Raw genomic sequence first — 16,558 nt, forward strand, 5'->3', positions numbered from 1 at the left:
ATGAGCAACGACACCGTTCTGAAACTGATCAAGGAAGAGGATATCGACTATGTCGACATCCGGTTCACCGACCCGCGCGGGCGGTTGCAGCATGTGACCATCGTGTCCGACCTGGTCGATGAGGATTTCCTGGAAGAAGGCTTCATGTTCGACGGCTCGTCGATCGCCGGCTGGAAGGGGATCGAGGCCTCGGACATGAAGCTGATGCCCGACACCGACAGCGCCTATATCGACCCGTTCTATGCCGAAAAGACGCTCTGCCTGCATTGCAACGTGGTGGAGCCCGATACCGGCGAGGCCTATAACCGCGACCCGCGCGGCACCGCCGTCCTGGCCGAGGCCTATCTGAAATCCTCCGGCATCGGCGATGTCGCCTATTTCGGCCCCGAGGCCGAATTCTTCCTGTTCGATGATGTCCGTTTCTCGGTCGAGATGAACAAGGTCAGCTTCGAGGTCGACGCCCAGGACGCGGCGTGGAATTCCGACAGCGAATACGAGATGGGCAACATGGGCCACCGCCCCGGCATCAAGGGCGGCTATTTCCCGGTGAACCCGACCGACGCGGCGCAGGATCTGCGTTCCGAAATGCTGTCGACCATGAAGCGGATCGGCATGAAGGTGGACAAGCACCACCATGAGGTCGCGTCATGCCAGCACGAGCTTGGGTTGATCTTCGACAGCCTGACCAAGCAGGCCGACGAGATCCAGAAATACAAATACGTCATCCACAACGTCGCCCACGCCTATGGCAAGACCGCGACCTTCATGCCCAAGCCGATTTCCGGCGACAACGGCACCGGCATGCATGTCAACATGTCGATCTGGAAGGACGGCAAACCCTTGTTTGCAGGCGACAAATACGCCGACCTCAGCGATGAGGCGCTGTGGTTCATCGGCGGCATCCTCAAGCATGCCAAGACGCTGAACGCCTTCACCAATCCCTCGACCAACAGCTACAAGCGCCTGATCCCCGGTTTCGAGGCCCCCGTGCTGCGCGCCTATTCCGCGCGCAACCGCTCGGGCTGCGTCCGGATCCCGTGGACCGAAAGCCCCAAGGCCAAGCGCGTCGAGGCCCGCTTCCCCGACCCGGCGGCCAACCCCTACCTGTGCTTTGCGGCACTGCTGATGGCGGGGCTCGACGGCATTTCGAACAAGATCAACCCCGGCGAGCCGTCGGACAAGGACCTCTACGACCTGCCGCCCGAGGAACTGGCCGGCATCCCCACCGTCTGCGCCAGCCTTCGCGAGGCGCTGGAAAGCCTGGAGGCCGATCACGACTTCCTGCTCAAGGGCGACGTCTTCACCAAGGACCAGCTCGAAGGCTACATGGAGCTGAAATGGGAAGAGGTCTACGCCTATGAGCACACGCCCCACCCGGTGGAATACAAGATGTATTACAGCTGCTGAGACCGACTGATCCACACGACATGCAAGGGCATCCCTTCGGTTCGGAGGGGTGCCCTTTGCTTTTTCCCTGCACCCGTTGCGCACGCGCGACGCAGGTTTCTGTGGACCCGAATATCCAGGTGATCGTCGCGGCGGGCTCCGGCCCACCCCCGACCCGGCAGCGTCTTTCTTTTGACAGCGCGGGGCCCCCGGCCCTACCCTTGGGGGGTATCGAACCACCCATTTGAAGGATCACTTTGCCATGAAGCTTGCCCTTGTCACCGCCGCCCTGCTTGCGTTTTCCGCGCCCGCGCAGGCCCAGATGATGCTGACCACGCCCGAGGAGATCGCCGCCGTCGCGCGCGGCTTCGGGGCGGCCAGCGTGCAGACCTCCTCGACCGGGAGTCCGATCCTGAACGGCACCATCGAGGGAACCAATTACGGTATCTTGATGTATGGCTGCGACGGCACGCGGAATTGTGAATCGGTCCAGTTCTTCGCCACCTTCACCGGGCGCGGCCGCGACCTGGAGCACCTGAACACCTGGAACGAGGATCAGCGTTTCGGCACCGCCTATATCAACCAGGAGGGACGTATCTTCCTGCATTGGAGCGCCAACCTGGATTACGGTATCTCGCGCCAGAACCTCATTGACAGTTTCGATATCTGGCGATTGACGCTGGCCGAATTCGTCACCCACCTGGACGGCTGAGCGCGCGCTGAGCCGACGTCATCAGACACCATAAGAGGAAACCGGTATGAAATATCTTATTGCGACCCTCGCCACCCTGCTGGCCCCCTCCCTGGCATGGGCCGAGACGCCGCAGGCGCTGCTGGATCAGGCGCTGCTGCTTGGGCCCGCGCAACTGGGCGCGCCCGAGGGGCAGCCGGTGATCTTCGGACAGGCAGGCGATGCGGCCTATGTCGCCAACCTCGGCGGGCCGGATTGCCGCACGGACGCCGATGGCTGCGACACGATCCGGTTTTCCAGCTTTGCCCCCGCCGCGGATCAGGCGGCGCTCGATGCCTGGAACGCCGCCGGGAACGGCAGCCAGGTGGCGCTGGACGGCGAATGGGTCTCGCTCTCCGCCGAGATGCCGGTGACAGGCAATGCGCAGGCCGTGTTCGCCAACTGGAACGCGCTGCTGACGCAGTTCGTGCAGACCTTCGAGCCGTAAGGGCCGCTATTCGGTCTCGGCGCCCTCTTCCGTCTCGGGGGTCTCTTCCTCGGGGGCGGGGGCCGGGACGATGGCATCATCGGGCGCGCAGGCATTGCCGCGCAGGTCGTTGATCGCGGCCAGCGCCGCCTCGGCGGTGTCGGGGGCCAGGGTGATCTGCATCGGCGCGATCAGCGGATAGATCAGCGCGCCCCGGTCGCCGCGCATCTGCATCACATGGGTGCGCGCCATGACGGTGCCGAACTGGCCCGAGGCGGCATCGGCGGAAAAGATGCGATGCGCCTGGGTGCGCAGGGTCCGCGCGCCATCCATGGCATTGGGGTTCTCGGTATCGCCCTGTTCGGTGGCGGCCTGGCGCAGCCCGGTGAAGATATCGCCCGCCGCCTGGATCTGTTCCCAGGCCCCCTGGCTCGGCATCAGCATGACGCGGCGGTTGCCGGTCGAGGTATCCTCGGCGGGCAGCACGCCCGTAATCGGATCGAGGTCGCGCAGATCCATGCGCAGGACCTGCACGCCGACCGGATTGCCCGCGCTGCGGCCCGCCGTGGTCAGCAGGGTCTGGACCAGGCGGCAGCCCTGAAGCTCCAGCTCGATCACGGTGAACTCGCCGGGCACATCGCCCTCGACGATACCGGGCGAGGCCGCGCGGATCGCGATCTCTTCGGGGGTGACCTCCTGCTGCGCGGCCAGGGGGGCGCTGGTGCAGATCAGGGCAATGGCGGGCAAAATCCGGGCAAATCGAGACATGAAAACCGCTCCTTCCTAAAAATATGCCGTCAGCGTCGCATGGGGCGTCAGGAGGGACCAAAGTGATTGGCCCCCTTTACCGCGCGCCTGCGCTGCCGGTCTTTCGTTCAGAACCGCGTGATGCGGCGCGCCATACGGGTGATCTGGCGGGTGCGCTGCGCGTTCTGGCGGTCGGGCTGGTGATCGTCCTGCGGCATCGTGCGGTCGCCCCTGTTGCGAAAGGCGTTGATCCCGGCATCCATGCCGCGATTGACGGCCTGGCGCATGATGCGGTTGAGGATCATGTTGATGATACGGTCCATGTCTCTGCCTCCGGTCCTTTTTTCTGCTTAAGGCGATTCTCGCACATATCTGCGGCGGAATTGGGGCACTTGGCGGCACTGTGCCATATTTCGGGGGATTCCAGAAGGCGGATCACGCGCCGAACATGTCTTCCTGGCCCTTTTCGGGCTCCGGCCCGTTCTCCGCCTCGTCGCCGTCGTCGTCGTCACCGCCTTCGCCCGGTCCCGGAAAGGCCCCCGGCGGGGGGCGGTTTTCCAGAAGGCCCGCATCGCGCAATTCCTTCAGCCCCGGCAGGTCGCGCGTGGTTTCCAGGCCGAAATGGTCGAGGAACGCCTCGGTCACCACATAGGTCACGGGCCGGCCCGGTGTCATCTTGCGGCGGCCGAAGCGGATCCACTCCATCTCCATCAACTGGTCGATGGTGCCCCGGCTGACGCTGACACCGCGCACCTCCTCGATCTCGGCGCGGGTGGCGGGCTGGTGATAGGCGATGATCGCCAATGTCTCGATGGCGGCGCGGCTGAGCTTGCGTTGCTCGGAGGTCTCGCGGCTCATCAAAAAGCCGAGGTCGGGGGCGGTGCGGATGGCCCAGGCATCGCCCACGCGCACGACCTGCACGCCGCGCCCCTCATAGCGTTTGCGCAGGAGCACCATCGCCTCGGCGGCGTCGCAGCCATGCGGCATCCTCCCCTGCATCTCGCGCGTCGTCAGCGGATCGGCGGAAGCAAAGAGCATCGCCTCGACCATCCGCTCCTGCTCGGCCAGCGGCGGCGCGTGGAAGAGGCTTTCCTCGGGCGTGTCGGGCGTGTCGCTCATTCCGGTGCTCTCGGTTTCAGGTGGATGGGCGAAAAGGTCTCGCGCTGGCGCAGATCGGCGCGGCCCGCCTTGACCAGTTCAAGCGCCGCGGCAAAGGTCGAGGCGGTGGCCGAACGGCGTTTCTTGGGGTCATTGCGCCAGCCCTCGGGGATGAAGCCGATAATGTCCATCCAGTCGCCGCCATATCCGATCATGCCGCGCATCCGGTCCAGCGCCTCCTCCATGGTAAAGATGCGGTCGCGATCCATGGTGAAGGGGCGGAACTCGTCGCGGGTGCGGATGCGGGCATAGCCCTGCATGAGGTCCAGAAGCGAGGCGGTATAGGTCACGTTGCGCGCGGTTTCCACCACCTCGGGCAGGCCGCGCGCAAAGCGATCCTTGCCAAGGCGGTCGCGCGCCATCAGTTGCGCGGCGCGTTCGCGCATCGCTTGCAGCCGTTCCAGCTGAAAGGCCAGATGCGCGGCCAGTTCCTCGCCCGTCGGCCCCTCCTCGCTCGGGTCGGGCGGCAGCAGCAGGCGGGATTTCAGAAAGGCGAGCCAGGCCGCCATGACCAGGTAATCGGCGGCCAGTTCGATGCGCAGGGACCGCGCCTTTTCGACGAAGGCCAGGTATTGCTCGGCCAGTTTCAGCACCGAGATCGTGCGCAGGTCGACCTTTTGCGTGCGGCTGAGCGTCAGCAGCACGTCCAGAGGCCCCTCGAACCCGTCCACATCGACGATAAGCGCCTCGGCCGCGCGCCGTTCGGCGACGGTTTCCCACATGTCATCGTCCTGGATCGGCGTTTCGGCCATCATCTGTCCCGCGAAATCAGCGCGTCAAATTCGGCTTCAACCTCGCGTATGTCAAGGCGAACCGGGTCGGGGCGCGCGCGCATCACGGCGGCCAGACGGTCGGTCGCGTCCCGGTCCAGCGTCCCGGCGGCCTCGACCACCTTGCGCATTTCCTCCATCTCGCCATTGCAATGCAGCACGATATCACAGCCTGCCGCACGCGCGCGGCCTGCACGCTCCTCCACCGGGCCGGGCAGCGCGTTCATCGACAGATCGTCGGTCATCAGAAGGCCCTGGAACCCGATCCCGTCTCGGATCACCCGGATCATGCGCGGGCTCAGCGTGGCGGGCAGGTCGGGGTCGATGGCCTCATAGACCAGATGCGCGGTCATGCCCCAGGGCAGATCGGCCAGCGCCTGGAACGGGGCGAAATCGGTGTCGCGCAGGGTCTCCAGATCGGTGGTGACGCGGGGCAGGTCGTGGTGGCTGTCGAGCCGTGCCCGGCCATGGCCGGGGATGTGTTTCAGGACCGGAAAGACGCCCGCATCGCGCAGGCCGTCGGCGACGGCGCGGGCGTGCAGCGCCACCTGCCCCGCCTCGTCGCCATAAAGACGGTTGCGCAGAACCGGATGCGTATGGGCCTGGGCAATATCGGCCAGCGGTCCGCAATTGGCATCAATCCCGCAATCCAGAAGCTCGCGGCCAATGATATAGCTGCGCAGATACAGCGCGCGCGAGGCATCCGCGCCGAGCGCCTCGACCATATCCAAGGGCGGCGTCCATTCGCGCCAATAGGGCGCGCGCATCCGCTGCACCCGTCCGCCTTCCTGGTCGATGAAGACGGGCGCATCGGGCGCGGTCGCGCGCAGGTCGCTGACCAGGCGGGCCAGTTGCAGCGGTTTTTCGACATTGCGCGCGAAGAGGATGAAGCCCACGGGCTGCACATCCCGGAAAAACGCGTCTTCCTCACGCGTCAATTCGGTCCCGGCGCAGCCCAGGATGGTGGCCGAGAACCCCATATCAGCGCAGGGTGACGGGGATGCAGGGCGCGCCTTGCGCGTTGAGCGCGGTGCAGAAGCGGCGCGCATCGCTGAGGTCGGTAAAGCCATGCGCGCGCAGGCGGAAGAACGCGCGCCCGCCCGAGACCGCCTGCTGGATCACGCGGTTCTTGTCGCGGAAGTAATCGGCATGGGCGCGGGCCAGGCGGTCCCACTCGGCGCGCGCGGTCGCCGCATCGTCAAAGGCGCCAAGCTGCACCAGCCGCGTGCCCGTGGCCAGTTCATCGGCGGCCAGTTCGGTGACCTCGGGCGTGTGCACGGGCGTCGCCGGGGACGAGGCCGAGGCCGAGACGCGCAGTTCCTCGGGCCGCGTGGAGGGGCGCAGCGACAGGCTGACGCCGGGAATGGTGGCGGGAATGACCTCGATCACGGGCCGCGCGGGCGCGATCCTGGCGACCTCCTCGTCGCCCTCCTCGGCGTCGGGCAGCGCGTCCAGCGGCAGGGCCTCCTCGACCAGGCGGTCGATCAGGGCCATGGTTTCCTCGCTGCTGACATCGGGCGCGGGGTCGGCGTTTTCCGGCAGGCTGGCCGAGGATAGGTCGATCTCCTCCAGGTCCAGCGGCGCGGGCGCCAGCACGATCCGGTCAGCGGCGGGTTCCGCGACCTCGCCCTCGGTGATGCGGTTGACGGTCAGGCCCTGGTGATCAATGATCGAGCCGCCGGGGTTTTCGGGGGCCACCCGCAACGGCCCTTCCAGCGCGCGGATCACCGGCACGCCGGAGACGTCGCGCACCGTCAATTGCCAGGCCCAAAGCCCCATCCCGACCACAAGGCCCACCGACATCAGCGCGCCGGCCCAGTTGACGATCGTTTTCACCGCCGACGGGCCCGCCGCTGCGGGGGCCATGCGAAGGTCGGACTCGTCCTCGTAATATTCGATATCTGCCATGCCTGCCCTCATTGCCCCGGCATGGGCAGTGCGCGAAGGGGGCGCGGCATACCGGGATTTTCTGGTCCTGCTCGTGACGCGCGGCCTGGCTGTTTGTTGCGGGCCGACCCGGTTTTCCGGGCCTGACCTCAGCGCATTTCTTCGACCGGTGTCACGCCCAGAATAGCAAGACCGTTGGAAATAACAACCTGAACGGCACCGATGAGGGCAAGTTTCGCAGCCGTGGCGGCGGGATCACCCTCCTGCAGGAAGCGCAAGGACGTCTCCGCGTTGCCCTTGTTCCACAGCGCGTGGAATTCGGAGGCCAGGTCGTAGAGGTAGAAGGCCACCCGGTGCGGTTCATGCGCGCGCGCCGCGATCTCGATGAGGCGCGGCCATTCCGCCAGCTTCGCGGCCAGCGCCAGCTCGGCCTCATGGGTCAGCTGCGACAGGTCCGCCGCCTCGGATGTCAGACCCGCCTCCGCCGCCTTGCGCTGCACCGAACAGATCCGCGCATGGGCGTATTGCACGTAGAAAACGGGATTGTCCTTGGATTGTTCGCGCACCTTGTCAAGGTCGAAATCCAGCGGCGCGTCGTTCTTGCGCGTGAGCATCACGAAGCGGGTCACATCCGCGCCCACCATCTCGACCACATCGGCCAGCGTGACGAAAGTGCCCGCGCGTTTCGACATCTTGAAGGGCTCGCCATTCTGCCACAGCTTCACCAGCTGCGTCAGCTTGATGTCCAGCGGCACACGGCCATCCGACAGTGCCGACACCGCCGCCTTCATCCGCTTGACATAGCCGCCATGATCGGCCCCGAACACATCAATAAGGGCGTCGAACCCCCTGGAAACCTTGTCATAATGATAGGCGATGTCGGGCGCGAAATAGGTCCATGCCCCGTCCGATTTCTGGATCGGGCGGTCCACGTCGTCGCCATGCGCGGTCGAGCGGAAGAGCATCTGTTCGCGCGGCTCCCAATCCTCGGGCTGCTTGCCCTTGGGCGGCTCCAGCGTGCCGCGATAGATCAGGCCCTTGGCGTCCAGATCGGCGATCGCGGCCTCGATCCGGCCGGTGCCGTAGAGCGATTTCTCCGAATAGAAATGGTCCATCTTCACGCCAAGCGACGCAAGGTCGGCGCGGATCAGGTCCATCATCGCCTCGGTGGCGAAGTTGCGCACATCTTCCAGCCAGACCTGCTCGCCCTTGCCGACATAGGCATCGCCCACCTTGTCCTTCAGCGCCTCACCGACCGCGATCAGGTAATCGCCGGGATAGGTGCCATCCTCGAAGGCGACCTCCTGGCCGTGTGCCTCAAGGTAACGAAGATAGACCGAGCGCGCGAGGACATCGACCTGCGCGCCGCCATCGTTGATGTAATATTCGCGCGTGACCTCATGACCCGAGAAGGCCAGCAGGCTCGCCAGCGCATCGCCGAAGACGGCACCGCGGGTGTGGCCGACATGAAGCGGGCCGGTGGGATTGGCCGAGACATATTCGACATTGACCTTCTGCCCCTGCCCCATGTCGGAGCGGCCATAGCCCTCGCCCGCCTGCAATATCCCCCCGATCACGCCCTGCCAGGTCGAGGCCGACAGCCGCAGGTTCAGGAAGCCAGGCCCCGCCACCTCGGCGCTGGCGATGCGCGGATCCTCCGCCAGCTTCCCGGCCAACGCGCCTGCAATGTCGCGCGGTTTCATCCCGGCAGGTTTGGCCAGCACCATCGCGGCATTGGTGGCCATGTCGCCATGCGCCGCATCGCGCGGCGGCTCCACCGCGACATTGGACATGTCGAGCCCCTCGGGCAACGCGCCCTCAGCGGTCATTGTGTCGAGGCTGGCGATCACCAGCGCACGGATATCGGCGAAAAGGGTCATTGCGTCGGTCCTGATTGGCTTGGGCGCGGGTTTATCACGGGGGAACCCGAGGTCAATCACCCGCGGGCGGGCCTATCGGGGGACCGGGCCGCAATAGGCGTAGTAATCGGCGTAGTTGTCGCCGACGATGATCAGCCCGTCATGCGGCGGCCTGCCGATGGGGCCGTTCTGCCAGACCGGCATCAGCATCAGCCGCCGCTCCCAGGTCTCGCCCTCGCCGGCACAGGTTGCGTCATAGAGCACCGCCTCGCCCATGCCGCGCACCGGCATCGGCGCGGACAGGTCGCATCGGCTTTCCCAATAGGCGATGCTGTAATCCGACAGGGTGATCGTGCTTTCGCCCACGCGGCCCGTGCAGGCGTCAAGCTCATAGCGCCCGTCGAGGGCCGGATCGGCCATCAGCGGCGCGGCGCTGAGCAGGAGGGCAAGGGGGGCGAAGAGACGGGGCATGGCAATGTCCTTCCGGTCAAAATCACATGTCCTGATCCTGCGGCAGGCGGGCGGCCCGCGTCAATCTTCGGGGTCCGTCAGGAACAGGGCACCGCACATCTCGGATGGGCCCAACAGATCACGGAACGGGCCGCGCTGGCATCGGTGTGGTCCCCGCAACCAGCGCCTCGTGCCGTTCGAAGGCGTAGCGGTCGGTCATGCCCGCGATGTAATCGGCAACCAGGCGGGCCCGCGCGGTGGCGTCATCCGCCGCGGCGACATCGGCGCTCCACTCACGCGGCAGGTGGTCGGGCCGGTCCATGTAGAGCTGGAACAGATCCTGCACCACCCGCGTCACCCGCGCGCGCATCTCGACCACGGTCGGCGCGCGATACATATGGGCAAAGAGGAAGGCGCGGATCTCCTTCAACTGCGCGAAAAGCGGATCGGAGAACCGCACCATCGGCCGCCCCGCCCGGCGCAGCGCATCGACATCGGCGGGCGCGGTGTCAGCCAGCCGGGTCCGCGCCTCGGCGATGACATCGGCGACCATGACACCGAAAACCCGGCGCAGCGCTTCGGCCCGGCGGCGCTTTCTGTCCAACCGGGGATAGAGCGCGTCCACCTGTGCATAGGCCGGCCCGACAATGGGCAGCTCCGCGGCCTCCTCATCGGTGAAGAGGCCCGCGCGCAACCCGTCGGCGAGATCATGGTTGTTATAGGCGATATCGTCCGAGACGGCGGCGACCTGCGCCTCTCCCGACGCATGGGTGTCCAGTTCCAGATCGTGACGCGCGTTGTAATCGGCCAGCGCGAAGGGCAGCGGCGCGGCAACAGGTCCGTTATGCTTGGCAATCCCCTCCAGCGTATCCCAGGTCAGGTTCAGCCCGTCAAACTCGGCATAGCTGCGCTCCAGCGCGGTGACGATCTTGAGCGCCTGCGCATTGTGATCGAAGCCGCCATAGGGGGCCATCAGCGCGTTCAGCGCATCCTCTCCGGTATGGCCAAAGGGGGTGTGCCCGAAATCATGCGCAAGGGCCACGGCCTCGGTCAGATCCTCGTTCAGGCCAAGCGCGCGGGCGATGGTGCGCGCGACCTGCGCCACTTCGATGGAATGGGTCAGGCGGGTGCGGAAATAATCGCCCTCATGTTCCACAAACACTTGCGTCTTGTGCTTGAGGCGGCGAAACGCCCCGGCATGGATGATCCGGTCGCGGTCGCGCTGGAAGGGCGAACGAAAGGCGCTCTCCTCCTCGGCGAAATATCTGCCCCGGCTGGCCGCCGGTTCGCAGGCATAGGGTGCCGCCATCGGTCCCCGTCCCCTCTCTGCTGGTCCGGTGGCTCTGCCAACCACCTGTTTCCCAACGCCATATCAGGCCCCGCGTCCCGGCGCGAGGGGGCATGTTTAATCCCGCCCCGCCCTTGTGAGCCGCGCCCGCGGGGTCTATTTTAGAAGACAAAGCCTGTTTCTAGGAAAGATGGCGAGAGGATCACGATGCTGACCGTTCCCCCCAAAGTCACCGACCGCGCCTTTGCGCGCCTGTCCGAGATCAACGAGGACGCCAAGGAGGCCAAGGCCCTGCGCGTCGCCGTCGAGGGCGGCGGCTGTTCCGGGTTTCAATACGAGATCACGCTGGACGCGCCCACCGAGGATGACCTGGTGCTGGAAGGCGCGGGCCAGAAGGTCGTGGTGGACAGCGTGTCGCTGCCCTTCCTCGCCAATGCGGTGATCGACTTTTCCGAGGAACTGATCGGCGCGCGGTTTGTCATCGAGAACCCGAACGCGGCCTCCTCCTGCGGCTGCGGCACGTCCTTTTCGATGTGATCCCGGCGCGTGCGGGTCAGACCATGTCCAACCTGATCAAGACGGGGAGTGCCTGCCAATGACCGAGCCCACATTCACCGCCAAGCTGGAGGCGCCGAACCTGCTTGTGATGGAGGTCTCCGGCAAGATGGATTCCATCGCCATGGAGGTGGCGCTGAACACGCTGGTGCCCGTGGTGCGCGACATGGACCATGGGGCCATGTTGATGCGGGCGCGCAATGTCTCCTGGCCGACGCTTGGCGCGATTGGCGTCGAGCTGCGCCATTGGGGGCAGTTGATGGCGATGATCCGCAAGGTCGACCGGGTCGCGGTGCTGACCGATCAGGGGTGGCTGGCCAATGCGGCGGCGGTCGAAAGCCTGCTTGTCCCCAATCTCGAAATTCATTCCTTCCCGCCCGACCAGGAGGCCGAGGCCCGCGCCTGGCTGGCCGAACTGGATGGCGTGGCGGCCAGTTGAGGGCCGAGGCGGTCAGGGTGTGACCGGCGCGGCAAAGACCGGCGGCGGCGGGGCCCCGCCTTGACCCTGCAAGGCCCTGATATCGCCGGGTTCCAGCAGCGCATCGACCATCTCGGCGGCCTCGGTGGCCGCGGCCAATCCTGCCTGGCTGTCATCCGACAGGGCCTCCAGCGCCCGTTCGACCGCGGCAATCTGCCCATCCGGCAGGGGCGCGGCGGCGGGCGGAGGGGCTGCGGTCGGGGCGGCGATGATGGCGGTGCTTGAGGTGGCCGTGCTTGTGGTGGCCGTGCTTGTGCTGGGGGCAACAGTGCGCCGGTTGCCCGACTGGGTAACCGCGCCGGAGCCGACCTGCGCGCCGCCCAGAAACGCGTCCAAACCAGAATTGGCGCCGCTGGACCCGATCCCCAAAGTCACCCCGCCCGCCGGCGCATCGGCGATGGGCAGGTCAAGCTCCGGCTCCGGCTCGGGCGCGTTGTTCGCGGCCATGTCGGTGACCGGGTTCATGTCGGGCCCTTCCAGCCCCAGATGCGCCGCGCGCGCCTCCAGCCGCAGCCTTGCGCGCTCGATCAGCATGGTGCGCAGGGGGCCGGGTTCGGTGATCCGTGCCAGCGCCAGCAAGGGCGCGACGGGCTGCGCGGAAAAGCCTTCGCGCGCGGCCAGATCGGCCAGGTCGCCGAACCGGGCCGTGCCGAAAAGATCGGCCAGCAGCAGCGCATCGTTGATCAGCACGCGGCGCAGGGTGGCGGTATTGCCGCCTTCAAGGTCCAGCGTCTCGACCCGTTCGGAAAGCGCCGCAAAATTCGCCGCTTCGGCGTCATGGTCGGCGTCCCCCACCGGCGGGATCAGGTCCAACCCCGCCACCGTCGCGGCATCGGGGCTGGCCGACGAGGCCCAGACCCGGTCGGCCTCGTCCAGCGCGAGGTAATAGAGCGCGTCGCAACAGCCCACATCCTGCGCCAGATCGGTCCAGAAGGCGCGTTCCGCCAGCCGCGCGACGTCATCGTGCAGCCATTCGGGAATGCGCCGGGCCACCTCCAGCAATTGCGCCGTGGGCACCGCCAGCGCGGCTTCGGCCTCGGCCTCGCTCACCTCGCCCGCGTCGAGGGCGGCCTGCCATTCGGCCAGCCGCGCGTCGGCCTCGTCGAAGAACAGCCGCATCCGCGACCAGCGCTGAAAGACGGTCGCGCTCCAGCGGTCCAGGTAGCGGTTGGAAAAGCCGATGCCACTGGAATCGAACGCATCTTGCAACTCGGCGCGGGCACGCGCCATGGCGAAATCCTCGTTCAGCGCGGCCTCCGCATCCGACAGCATAGCGCGGTATTCGGGGATCCGCTCAACCGTCTGGGCCCGCAGCTGCAGGGGCAGCGCGAGCATGAGAAGGCCGATCAAGGCTATGATGCGTCGTTTCATCTGGGGGCATCCCCCTTTGTTGTCATCGTCAGAACAGGCCCGCCAAAAGGCTCTGCAAGGCCGGGCCAACCGGGCCCGTCGGTGCCGGTGCCGCCGTCACGCGCAACGGCAGCAGAAGGAAGAGAAAAAACAGTGCCGTCAACAGATTGCGCATCGGATTTGCCCTCCTTCAAAGCGTCTGCAACAAAAGTGTCATATCTACACTTTAATGACAAGCCCCAATAAGCCCCCTTGGCAATTTCCCGCCGGACAGGCAAAAATGCCAAGTAAATCTGTATTTTGAACACGAACAGGGCGGGCAGAATGAAGATCGCGACCTTCAACATCAATGGAATCAAGGCGCGGTTTGCCGCGCTCTGCGACTGGCTCGACGAATCGCACCCCGATATCGCGCTGTTGCAGGAGATCAAATCGGTGGATGCGAATTTCCCGCGCGAGATGTTCGAGGATCGCGGCTACAATGTCGAGACGCATGGCCAGAAGAGCTTCAATGGCGTCGCGATCTTGTCGAAATTCCCTCTGGAGGATGTGGTGCGGGGCCTGCCCGGCGACGAGGCGGACGAACAGGCGCGCTGGATCGAGGCCACCGTTGTGGGCGACGCGCAGGCGGTGCGGCTCTGCGGTCTCTACCTGCCCAATGGCAACCCCGTGCCGGGGCCGAAATACGACTACAAGCTGGCCTGGATGGCCCGCATGGAGGCCCGCGCGCGGGAGCTTTTGCAAAGCGAAATGCCGGTGGTGATGGCGGGCGATTACAACATCATCCCGCAAGATGAGGATGCCGCGCGGCCGCAAGCCTGGAAAGACGACGCGCTGGCCCTGCCCGCCAGCCGCGCCGCGTTCCGCCGGATCCTGAACCTCGGCTTCACCGAGGCGTTCCGGGCGCGGGTGCGGGGGCCCGAGCATTATTCCTTCTGGGATTACCAGGCCGGGGCCTGGCAGCGCAATGACGGGATCCGGATTGATCATCTTCTGTTGAGCCCGCAGGCCGCCGACCTGATGCGGGATGTGCGGATCGACGCCGAGATCCGGGGGCGCGAGAAGCCGTCGGATCATGTTCCGGTCTGGGTGGAGTTGGCGGCGTAGCTGGGGCGTTGCCCCCGGTCGCCCTGCGGGCGCCCTCCCCCAGGCAAGTGTGTTGTTCAGGTTGGCTGGTATGGCCTGTTTTCGCGGATCATGGCATTTAGAATGATGAGCAGTTTGCGCGTGACAGCGATGATGGCCTGTTTTGGAGCTTTGCCGTTTGCTCTGAGCCGGTCTGAGAAAGCGCGCAGGGATGGGTCGTGTCGCGCAGCGCTGAGGCCAGCCATGTACAGCACATCGCGCAGGCTCTTGCGTCCGCCGCCGATCCGGCGTTTGCCGGTGCGCACACCGCTATCTCGAGCCATGGGAGCCACGCCTGCGAGCGCCGCGACCTGGCGCGGGGTGAGCGTGCCCAGTTCCGGCATCTCGGCCAGCAGAGCGGTGGCTGAGACCGGCCCCACACCTGGAGCCGTGCGCAAAAGAGCTGCTTTGCTGCGCAGATCTTCTGATCCCGCGATACAGCGCGAGATGGCCGCTTCAATGCTGTCGATCTCGCGCTGCAAAAGACGCATAACACGCATAACAGAGGCGCGCGTCCCTTTGTCGAAAGTCTGGCTCAGGCGGATCTTCTCGCGCTTGGCGTCCTCAACCATTTGGCGGCGGCGCAGTTGCAAGGCTTTGAGCTGGCTCACCTCTTTGGTCTCGGGAGGGCATTCCGGCAGGTCAAGCCGCGCCGCCATCTCACGGATCGCACCGGCATCCACACGATCGGTCTTGGCCAGCCGCCCGAGCGATGTCGCAAAGGCACGCGCCCGACGTGGATTGACCCGGATCGCCGGAACACCAGCACTCCCAAGCGCGGTGCGAAGCGGGGTTTCATACCCGCCAGATGCTTCGAACGCGACGCGCCCGCCCGCTTTGCCCACGCGCAGCGCGAAGGCTTTCAGATCGTCGTTACCGACCCGCTCATGCCCGTCAGGACCAACGACATCAACCCAAGCCTTCGCAACGTCGACACCAAATACATTTTCCATCATGATACCCCTGTTCCAGTCGCACGGGATCGGCTGCTACCGTCCCAATCAAGTGTGCAGGACAAACCAATGCGGGCGGGGCTCAAGCCCGGAGACGATGTCTTTGAAAGCTCAAAGCATCTGGATATTTACGAGCTCCCGCCCGCAACCATCATCGCATAATCCAAACGGACTGGATATTTTCGGAACAAAGAAGAAGAACAGGAAAGGCCCGCCGTGGTGGCGGGCCTTTGGAGAAGGGGTGAGGCGGTGGGGATTACCAGCACTCGTAGACGGTGACCCAGTTGCCCCAGTAATCGTAGACGGTGACCCATTCGCAGTAATAGGCGGTCTCGATCGTGGTCTGGGCGGCGACGGCCAGGTCCGGCAGGGCGATCCGGGCGTCATCCAGGGCACCCCCGGTGGAGGCATGGGCGGCAGCGGCGGTCAGGGCGAAGGCGGCGGCGGTGAGAACGGTCTTGAACATGGGATTGGTCCTATTTGTTTTGCAGTGATGAAAATGGTTGGGTTGGAATTGGCAGGGGTCGGGGCGCGGTTCAGAAGCACTCGTAAACGGTGACCCAGTTGCCCCAGCCGTCCCAGACGGTGACCCACTCGCAGTAGTAGGCGGTTTCGGTCGCGGTCATGATGGCGACGTCCGGCAGGGCACCCCCGGTGGAGGCATGGGCCGCGGCGGCGGTCAGGGCGAAGGCGGCGGCGGCGGCGGCGGCGGTGAAGGCGGTCTTGAGCATGTTTTTGGTCCTTTTGCAGTGTTTGTTATCGGATAATCTGTGTTTGTTATCTGATAACAACGGTTCTACACAGCATACTTAGTGTAGTCAACACACTTTTATTTCCTCCCCGTAAGAATTCTCGCAAACCCTTGTTCTGACATGATTCATTTTTCAGATGTCGCGAGCGCCGCTGGCAAAATGCCACGAAAAAGGGCCCATGCGCATGGCACGGGCCCCCGATCAGGCTGTTATCAGCGTGGCAGGCGGCTTATTGCCGGGTCCAGGTGCCCCCGTCGCGGCAGATGCCCAGAACGCAGCCCGAAACCGACAGCGTGTCGCCATTGAGTTGCAGGCGCGAGTTGTAGGTGCGGTCGCGGTCGGGCGAATAGACCCGGCCCCGATACTCACCCCCGCCCTGCGGCTCGGTCTCCGAGATGATCTGGCGGCCCACATTGGGCGATTGCATCTCGTTGCCGCTGGAATCGTAGGCCGTGGTCAGCGTGCCGCAAAGCTGCGCGCCGCAAGGGGCCACGACGACGAGGCCGGTATTGCCGTTGTCATCGGGCGCGGTGCGCCATGTCCCCTCAAGCGGATCCGCCGCGGCCATGCCCGCCAGTCCGATCAACAGGGCAGCGCCCAGAAGTGCCTTCTTCATGTGAAATCCTCCCATTTCATTGCTTCG

Annotated in this window: 21 protein-coding genes; 6 read left to right on the plus strand and 15 right to left on the minus strand. The window is 65.4% G+C overall.

Going from position 1 to position 16,558, the window contains the following annotated elements; translation table 11 throughout:
• The 3 genes from glnA (at position 1) to AC13C7_RS08405 (ending at position 2,564) form a co-directional block, all read left to right on the plus strand.
• Positions 1-1,407, plus strand: a complete 1,407-nt coding sequence (gene glnA, locus AC13C7_RS08395) for a type I glutamate--ammonia ligase (protein ID WP_172317585.1) — start codon at positions 1-3, stop codon at positions 1,405-1,407.
• A 241-nt stretch (positions 1,408-1,648) separates the two neighbouring features.
• Positions 1,649-2,098: a YbjN domain-containing protein gene (locus tag AC13C7_RS08400; RefSeq protein ID WP_172317584.1), complete on the plus strand. Its 450-nt coding sequence runs from the start codon at positions 1,649-1,651 to the stop codon at positions 2,096-2,098.
• Positions 2,099-2,144: 46 nt separating this feature from the next.
• Positions 2,145-2,564: a hypothetical protein gene (locus AC13C7_RS08405; protein WP_446120748.1), complete on the plus strand. Its 420-nt coding sequence runs from the start codon at positions 2,145-2,147 to the stop codon at positions 2,562-2,564.
• 6 nt (positions 2,565-2,570) lie between these two features.
• Here AC13C7_RS08405 and AC13C7_RS08410 read toward each other — a convergent pair whose 3' ends face one another.
• The 9 genes from AC13C7_RS08410 to AC13C7_RS08450 form a co-directional block, all read right to left on the minus strand.
• Positions 2,571-3,311 carry a hypothetical protein gene (locus AC13C7_RS08410; protein ID WP_172317581.1) on the minus strand — a complete coding sequence of 247 codons (741 nt, stop codon included), beginning with the start codon at positions 3,309-3,311 and terminating at the stop codon, positions 2,571-2,573.
• Positions 3,312-3,418: 107 nt separating this feature from the next.
• The gene (locus AC13C7_RS08415) at positions 3,419-3,613 is read right to left on the minus strand and encodes a hypothetical protein (RefSeq protein WP_172317580.1); all 195 of its coding nucleotides are present in this window, start codon (positions 3,611-3,613) and stop codon (positions 3,419-3,421) included.
• A gap of 112 nt (positions 3,614-3,725) precedes the next feature.
• On the minus strand, positions 3,726-4,409 hold the full coding sequence (gene scpB / locus AC13C7_RS08420) for an SMC-Scp complex subunit ScpB (RefSeq protein WP_482867195.1): 684 nt from the start codon (positions 4,407-4,409) through the stop codon (positions 3,726-3,728).
• Positions 4,406-5,200, minus strand: a complete 795-nt coding sequence (locus tag AC13C7_RS08425) for a segregation and condensation protein A (RefSeq protein WP_482867343.1) — start codon at positions 5,198-5,200, stop codon at positions 4,406-4,408. Before AC13C7_RS08425 ends, scpB begins: the two co-directional genes overlap by 4 nt.
• Entirely contained in the window at positions 5,200-6,198 is a 999-nt protein-coding gene (locus AC13C7_RS08430; RefSeq protein ID WP_172317576.1) for a glycoside hydrolase family 3 protein, read from the minus strand. Before AC13C7_RS08430 ends, AC13C7_RS08425 begins: the two co-directional genes overlap by 1 nt.
• A gap of 1 nt (position 6,199) precedes the next feature.
• Positions 6,200-7,126 carry an SPOR domain-containing protein gene (locus tag AC13C7_RS08435; protein WP_446169543.1) on the minus strand — a complete coding sequence of 309 codons (927 nt, stop codon included), beginning with the start codon at positions 7,124-7,126 and terminating at the stop codon, positions 6,200-6,202.
• A gap of 128 nt (positions 7,127-7,254) precedes the next feature.
• Entirely contained in the window at positions 7,255-8,985 is a 1,731-nt protein-coding gene (argS, locus tag AC13C7_RS08440) for an arginine--tRNA ligase (protein ID WP_482867196.1), read from the minus strand.
• A 72-nt stretch (positions 8,986-9,057) separates the two neighbouring features.
• Positions 9,058-9,435: a hypothetical protein gene (locus tag AC13C7_RS08445; RefSeq protein WP_482867197.1), complete on the minus strand. Its 378-nt coding sequence runs from the start codon at positions 9,433-9,435 to the stop codon at positions 9,058-9,060.
• 118 nt (positions 9,436-9,553) lie between these two features.
• Entirely contained in the window at positions 9,554-10,723 is a 1,170-nt protein-coding gene (locus AC13C7_RS08450; RefSeq protein ID WP_482867198.1) for a deoxyguanosinetriphosphate triphosphohydrolase, read from the minus strand.
• Between the two features lie 186 nt (positions 10,724-10,909).
• On the opposite strand from AC13C7_RS08450, the gene AC13C7_RS08455 reads away from it, so the two are divergent.
• Both AC13C7_RS08455 and AC13C7_RS08460 read left to right on the plus strand, forming a co-directional pair.
• Positions 10,910-11,239, plus strand: a complete 330-nt coding sequence (locus AC13C7_RS08455; protein ID WP_172317567.1) for a HesB/IscA family protein — start codon at positions 10,910-10,912, stop codon at positions 11,237-11,239.
• Between the two features lie 58 nt (positions 11,240-11,297).
• Positions 11,298-11,696, plus strand: a complete 399-nt coding sequence (locus AC13C7_RS08460; RefSeq protein ID WP_172317565.1) for a SpoIIAA family protein — start codon at positions 11,298-11,300, stop codon at positions 11,694-11,696.
• A gap of 12 nt (positions 11,697-11,708) precedes the next feature.
• Here the strand turns inward: AC13C7_RS08460 and AC13C7_RS08465 are convergent, their stop codons facing one another.
• Together AC13C7_RS08465 and AC13C7_RS08470 are read right to left on the minus strand one after the other, a co-directional pair.
• On the minus strand, positions 11,709-13,106 hold the full coding sequence (locus tag AC13C7_RS08465) for a hypothetical protein (RefSeq protein WP_482867199.1): 1,398 nt from the start codon (positions 13,104-13,106) through the stop codon (positions 11,709-11,711).
• The gene (locus AC13C7_RS08470; RefSeq protein WP_482867200.1) at positions 13,103-13,432 is read right to left on the minus strand and encodes a hypothetical protein; all 330 of its coding nucleotides are present in this window, start codon (positions 13,430-13,432) and stop codon (positions 13,103-13,105) included. Before AC13C7_RS08470 ends, AC13C7_RS08465 begins: the two co-directional genes overlap by 4 nt.
• Between AC13C7_RS08470 and xth the strand changes: the two genes are divergently transcribed.
• Positions 13,410-14,192: an exodeoxyribonuclease III gene (gene xth / locus AC13C7_RS08475; protein ID WP_446120085.1), complete on the plus strand. Its 783-nt coding sequence runs from the start codon at positions 13,410-13,412 to the stop codon at positions 14,190-14,192. The genes AC13C7_RS08470 and xth overlap by 23 nt on opposite strands.
• A gap of 56 nt (positions 14,193-14,248) precedes the next feature.
• On the opposite strand, the gene AC13C7_RS08480 is transcribed toward xth, so the two are convergent.
• The 4 genes from AC13C7_RS08480 to AC13C7_RS08495 form a co-directional block, all read right to left on the minus strand.
• A complete protein-coding gene (locus AC13C7_RS08480; protein ID WP_474888418.1) occupies positions 14,249-15,166 on the minus strand; it encodes an IS110 family RNA-guided transposase in 918 nt (305 codons plus the stop codon).
• A gap of 253 nt (positions 15,167-15,419) precedes the next feature.
• On the minus strand, positions 15,420-15,629 hold the full coding sequence (locus tag AC13C7_RS08485; RefSeq protein WP_482867201.1) for a hypothetical protein: 210 nt from the start codon (positions 15,627-15,629) through the stop codon (positions 15,420-15,422).
• A 70-nt stretch (positions 15,630-15,699) separates the two neighbouring features.
• Positions 15,700-15,894 carry a hypothetical protein gene (locus tag AC13C7_RS08490; protein WP_482867202.1) on the minus strand — a complete coding sequence of 65 codons (195 nt, stop codon included), beginning with the start codon at positions 15,892-15,894 and terminating at the stop codon, positions 15,700-15,702.
• Between the two features lie 250 nt (positions 15,895-16,144).
• Entirely contained in the window at positions 16,145-16,531 is a 387-nt protein-coding gene (locus tag AC13C7_RS08495) for a DUF2147 domain-containing protein (RefSeq protein ID WP_474888561.1), read from the minus strand.
• Positions 16,532-16,558 lie beyond the last annotated feature (27 nt).

It is taken from the genome of Alterinioella sp. B-7 (assembly GCF_056857775.1).

What these genes read in the sequence shown, in the direction of transcription:
- glnA (WP_172317585.1), top strand. Translation starts at nt 1, where the DNA reads ATGAGCAACGACACCGTTCTGAAACTGATCAAGGAAGAGGATATCGAC.
- AC13C7_RS08400 (WP_172317584.1), top strand. Translation starts at nt 1,649, where the DNA reads ATGAAGCTTGCCCTTGTCACCGCCGCCCTGCTTGCGTTTTCCGCGCCC.
- AC13C7_RS08405 (WP_446120748.1), top strand. Translation starts at nt 2,145, where the DNA reads ATGAAATATCTTATTGCGACCCTCGCCACCCTGCTGGCCCCCTCCCTG.
- AC13C7_RS08410 (WP_172317581.1), bottom strand. Translation starts at nt 3,311, where the DNA reads ATGTCTCGATTTGCCCGGATTTTGCCCGCCATTGCCCTGATCTGCACC.
- AC13C7_RS08415 (WP_172317580.1), bottom strand. Translation starts at nt 3,613, where the DNA reads ATGGACCGTATCATCAACATGATCCTCAACCGCATCATGCGCCAGGCC.
- scpB (WP_482867195.1), bottom strand. Translation starts at nt 4,409, where the DNA reads ATGAGCGACACGCCCGACACGCCCGAGGAAAGCCTCTTCCACGCGCCG.
- AC13C7_RS08425 (WP_482867343.1), bottom strand. Translation starts at nt 5,200, where the DNA reads ATGGCCGAAACGCCGATCCAGGACGATGACATGTGGGAAACCGTCGCC.
- AC13C7_RS08430 (WP_172317576.1), bottom strand. Translation starts at nt 6,198, where the DNA reads ATGGGGTTCTCGGCCACCATCCTGGGCTGCGCCGGGACCGAATTGACG.
- AC13C7_RS08435 (WP_446169543.1), bottom strand. Translation starts at nt 7,126, where the DNA reads ATGGCAGATATCGAATATTACGAGGACGAGTCCGACCTTCGCATGGCC.
- argS (WP_482867196.1), bottom strand. Translation starts at nt 8,985, where the DNA reads ATGACCCTTTTCGCCGATATCCGTGCGCTGGTGATCGCCAGCCTCGAC.
- AC13C7_RS08445 (WP_482867197.1), bottom strand. Translation starts at nt 9,435, where the DNA reads ATGCCCCGTCTCTTCGCCCCCCTTGCCCTCCTGCTCAGCGCCGCGCCG.
- AC13C7_RS08450 (WP_482867198.1), bottom strand. Translation starts at nt 10,723, where the DNA reads ATGGCGGCACCCTATGCCTGCGAACCGGCGGCCAGCCGGGGCAGATAT.
- AC13C7_RS08455 (WP_172317567.1), top strand. Translation starts at nt 10,910, where the DNA reads ATGCTGACCGTTCCCCCCAAAGTCACCGACCGCGCCTTTGCGCGCCTG.
- AC13C7_RS08460 (WP_172317565.1), top strand. Translation starts at nt 11,298, where the DNA reads ATGACCGAGCCCACATTCACCGCCAAGCTGGAGGCGCCGAACCTGCTT.
- AC13C7_RS08465 (WP_482867199.1), bottom strand. Translation starts at nt 13,106, where the DNA reads ATGAAACGACGCATCATAGCCTTGATCGGCCTTCTCATGCTCGCGCTG.
- xth (WP_446120085.1), top strand. Translation starts at nt 13,410, where the DNA reads ATGAAGATCGCGACCTTCAACATCAATGGAATCAAGGCGCGGTTTGCC.
- AC13C7_RS08470 (WP_482867200.1), bottom strand. Translation starts at nt 13,432, where the DNA reads ATGTTGAAGGTCGCGATCTTCATTCTGCCCGCCCTGTTCGTGTTCAAA.
- AC13C7_RS08480 (WP_474888418.1), bottom strand. Translation starts at nt 15,166, where the DNA reads ATGATGGAAAATGTATTTGGTGTCGACGTTGCGAAGGCTTGGGTTGAT.
- AC13C7_RS08485 (WP_482867201.1), bottom strand. Translation starts at nt 15,629, where the DNA reads ATGTTCAAGACCGTTCTCACCGCCGCCGCCTTCGCCCTGACCGCCGCT.
- AC13C7_RS08490 (WP_482867202.1), bottom strand. Translation starts at nt 15,894, where the DNA reads ATGCTCAAGACCGCCTTCACCGCCGCCGCCGCCGCCGCCGCCTTCGCC.
- AC13C7_RS08495 (WP_474888561.1), bottom strand. Translation starts at nt 16,531, where the DNA reads ATGAAGAAGGCACTTCTGGGCGCTGCCCTGTTGATCGGACTGGCGGGC.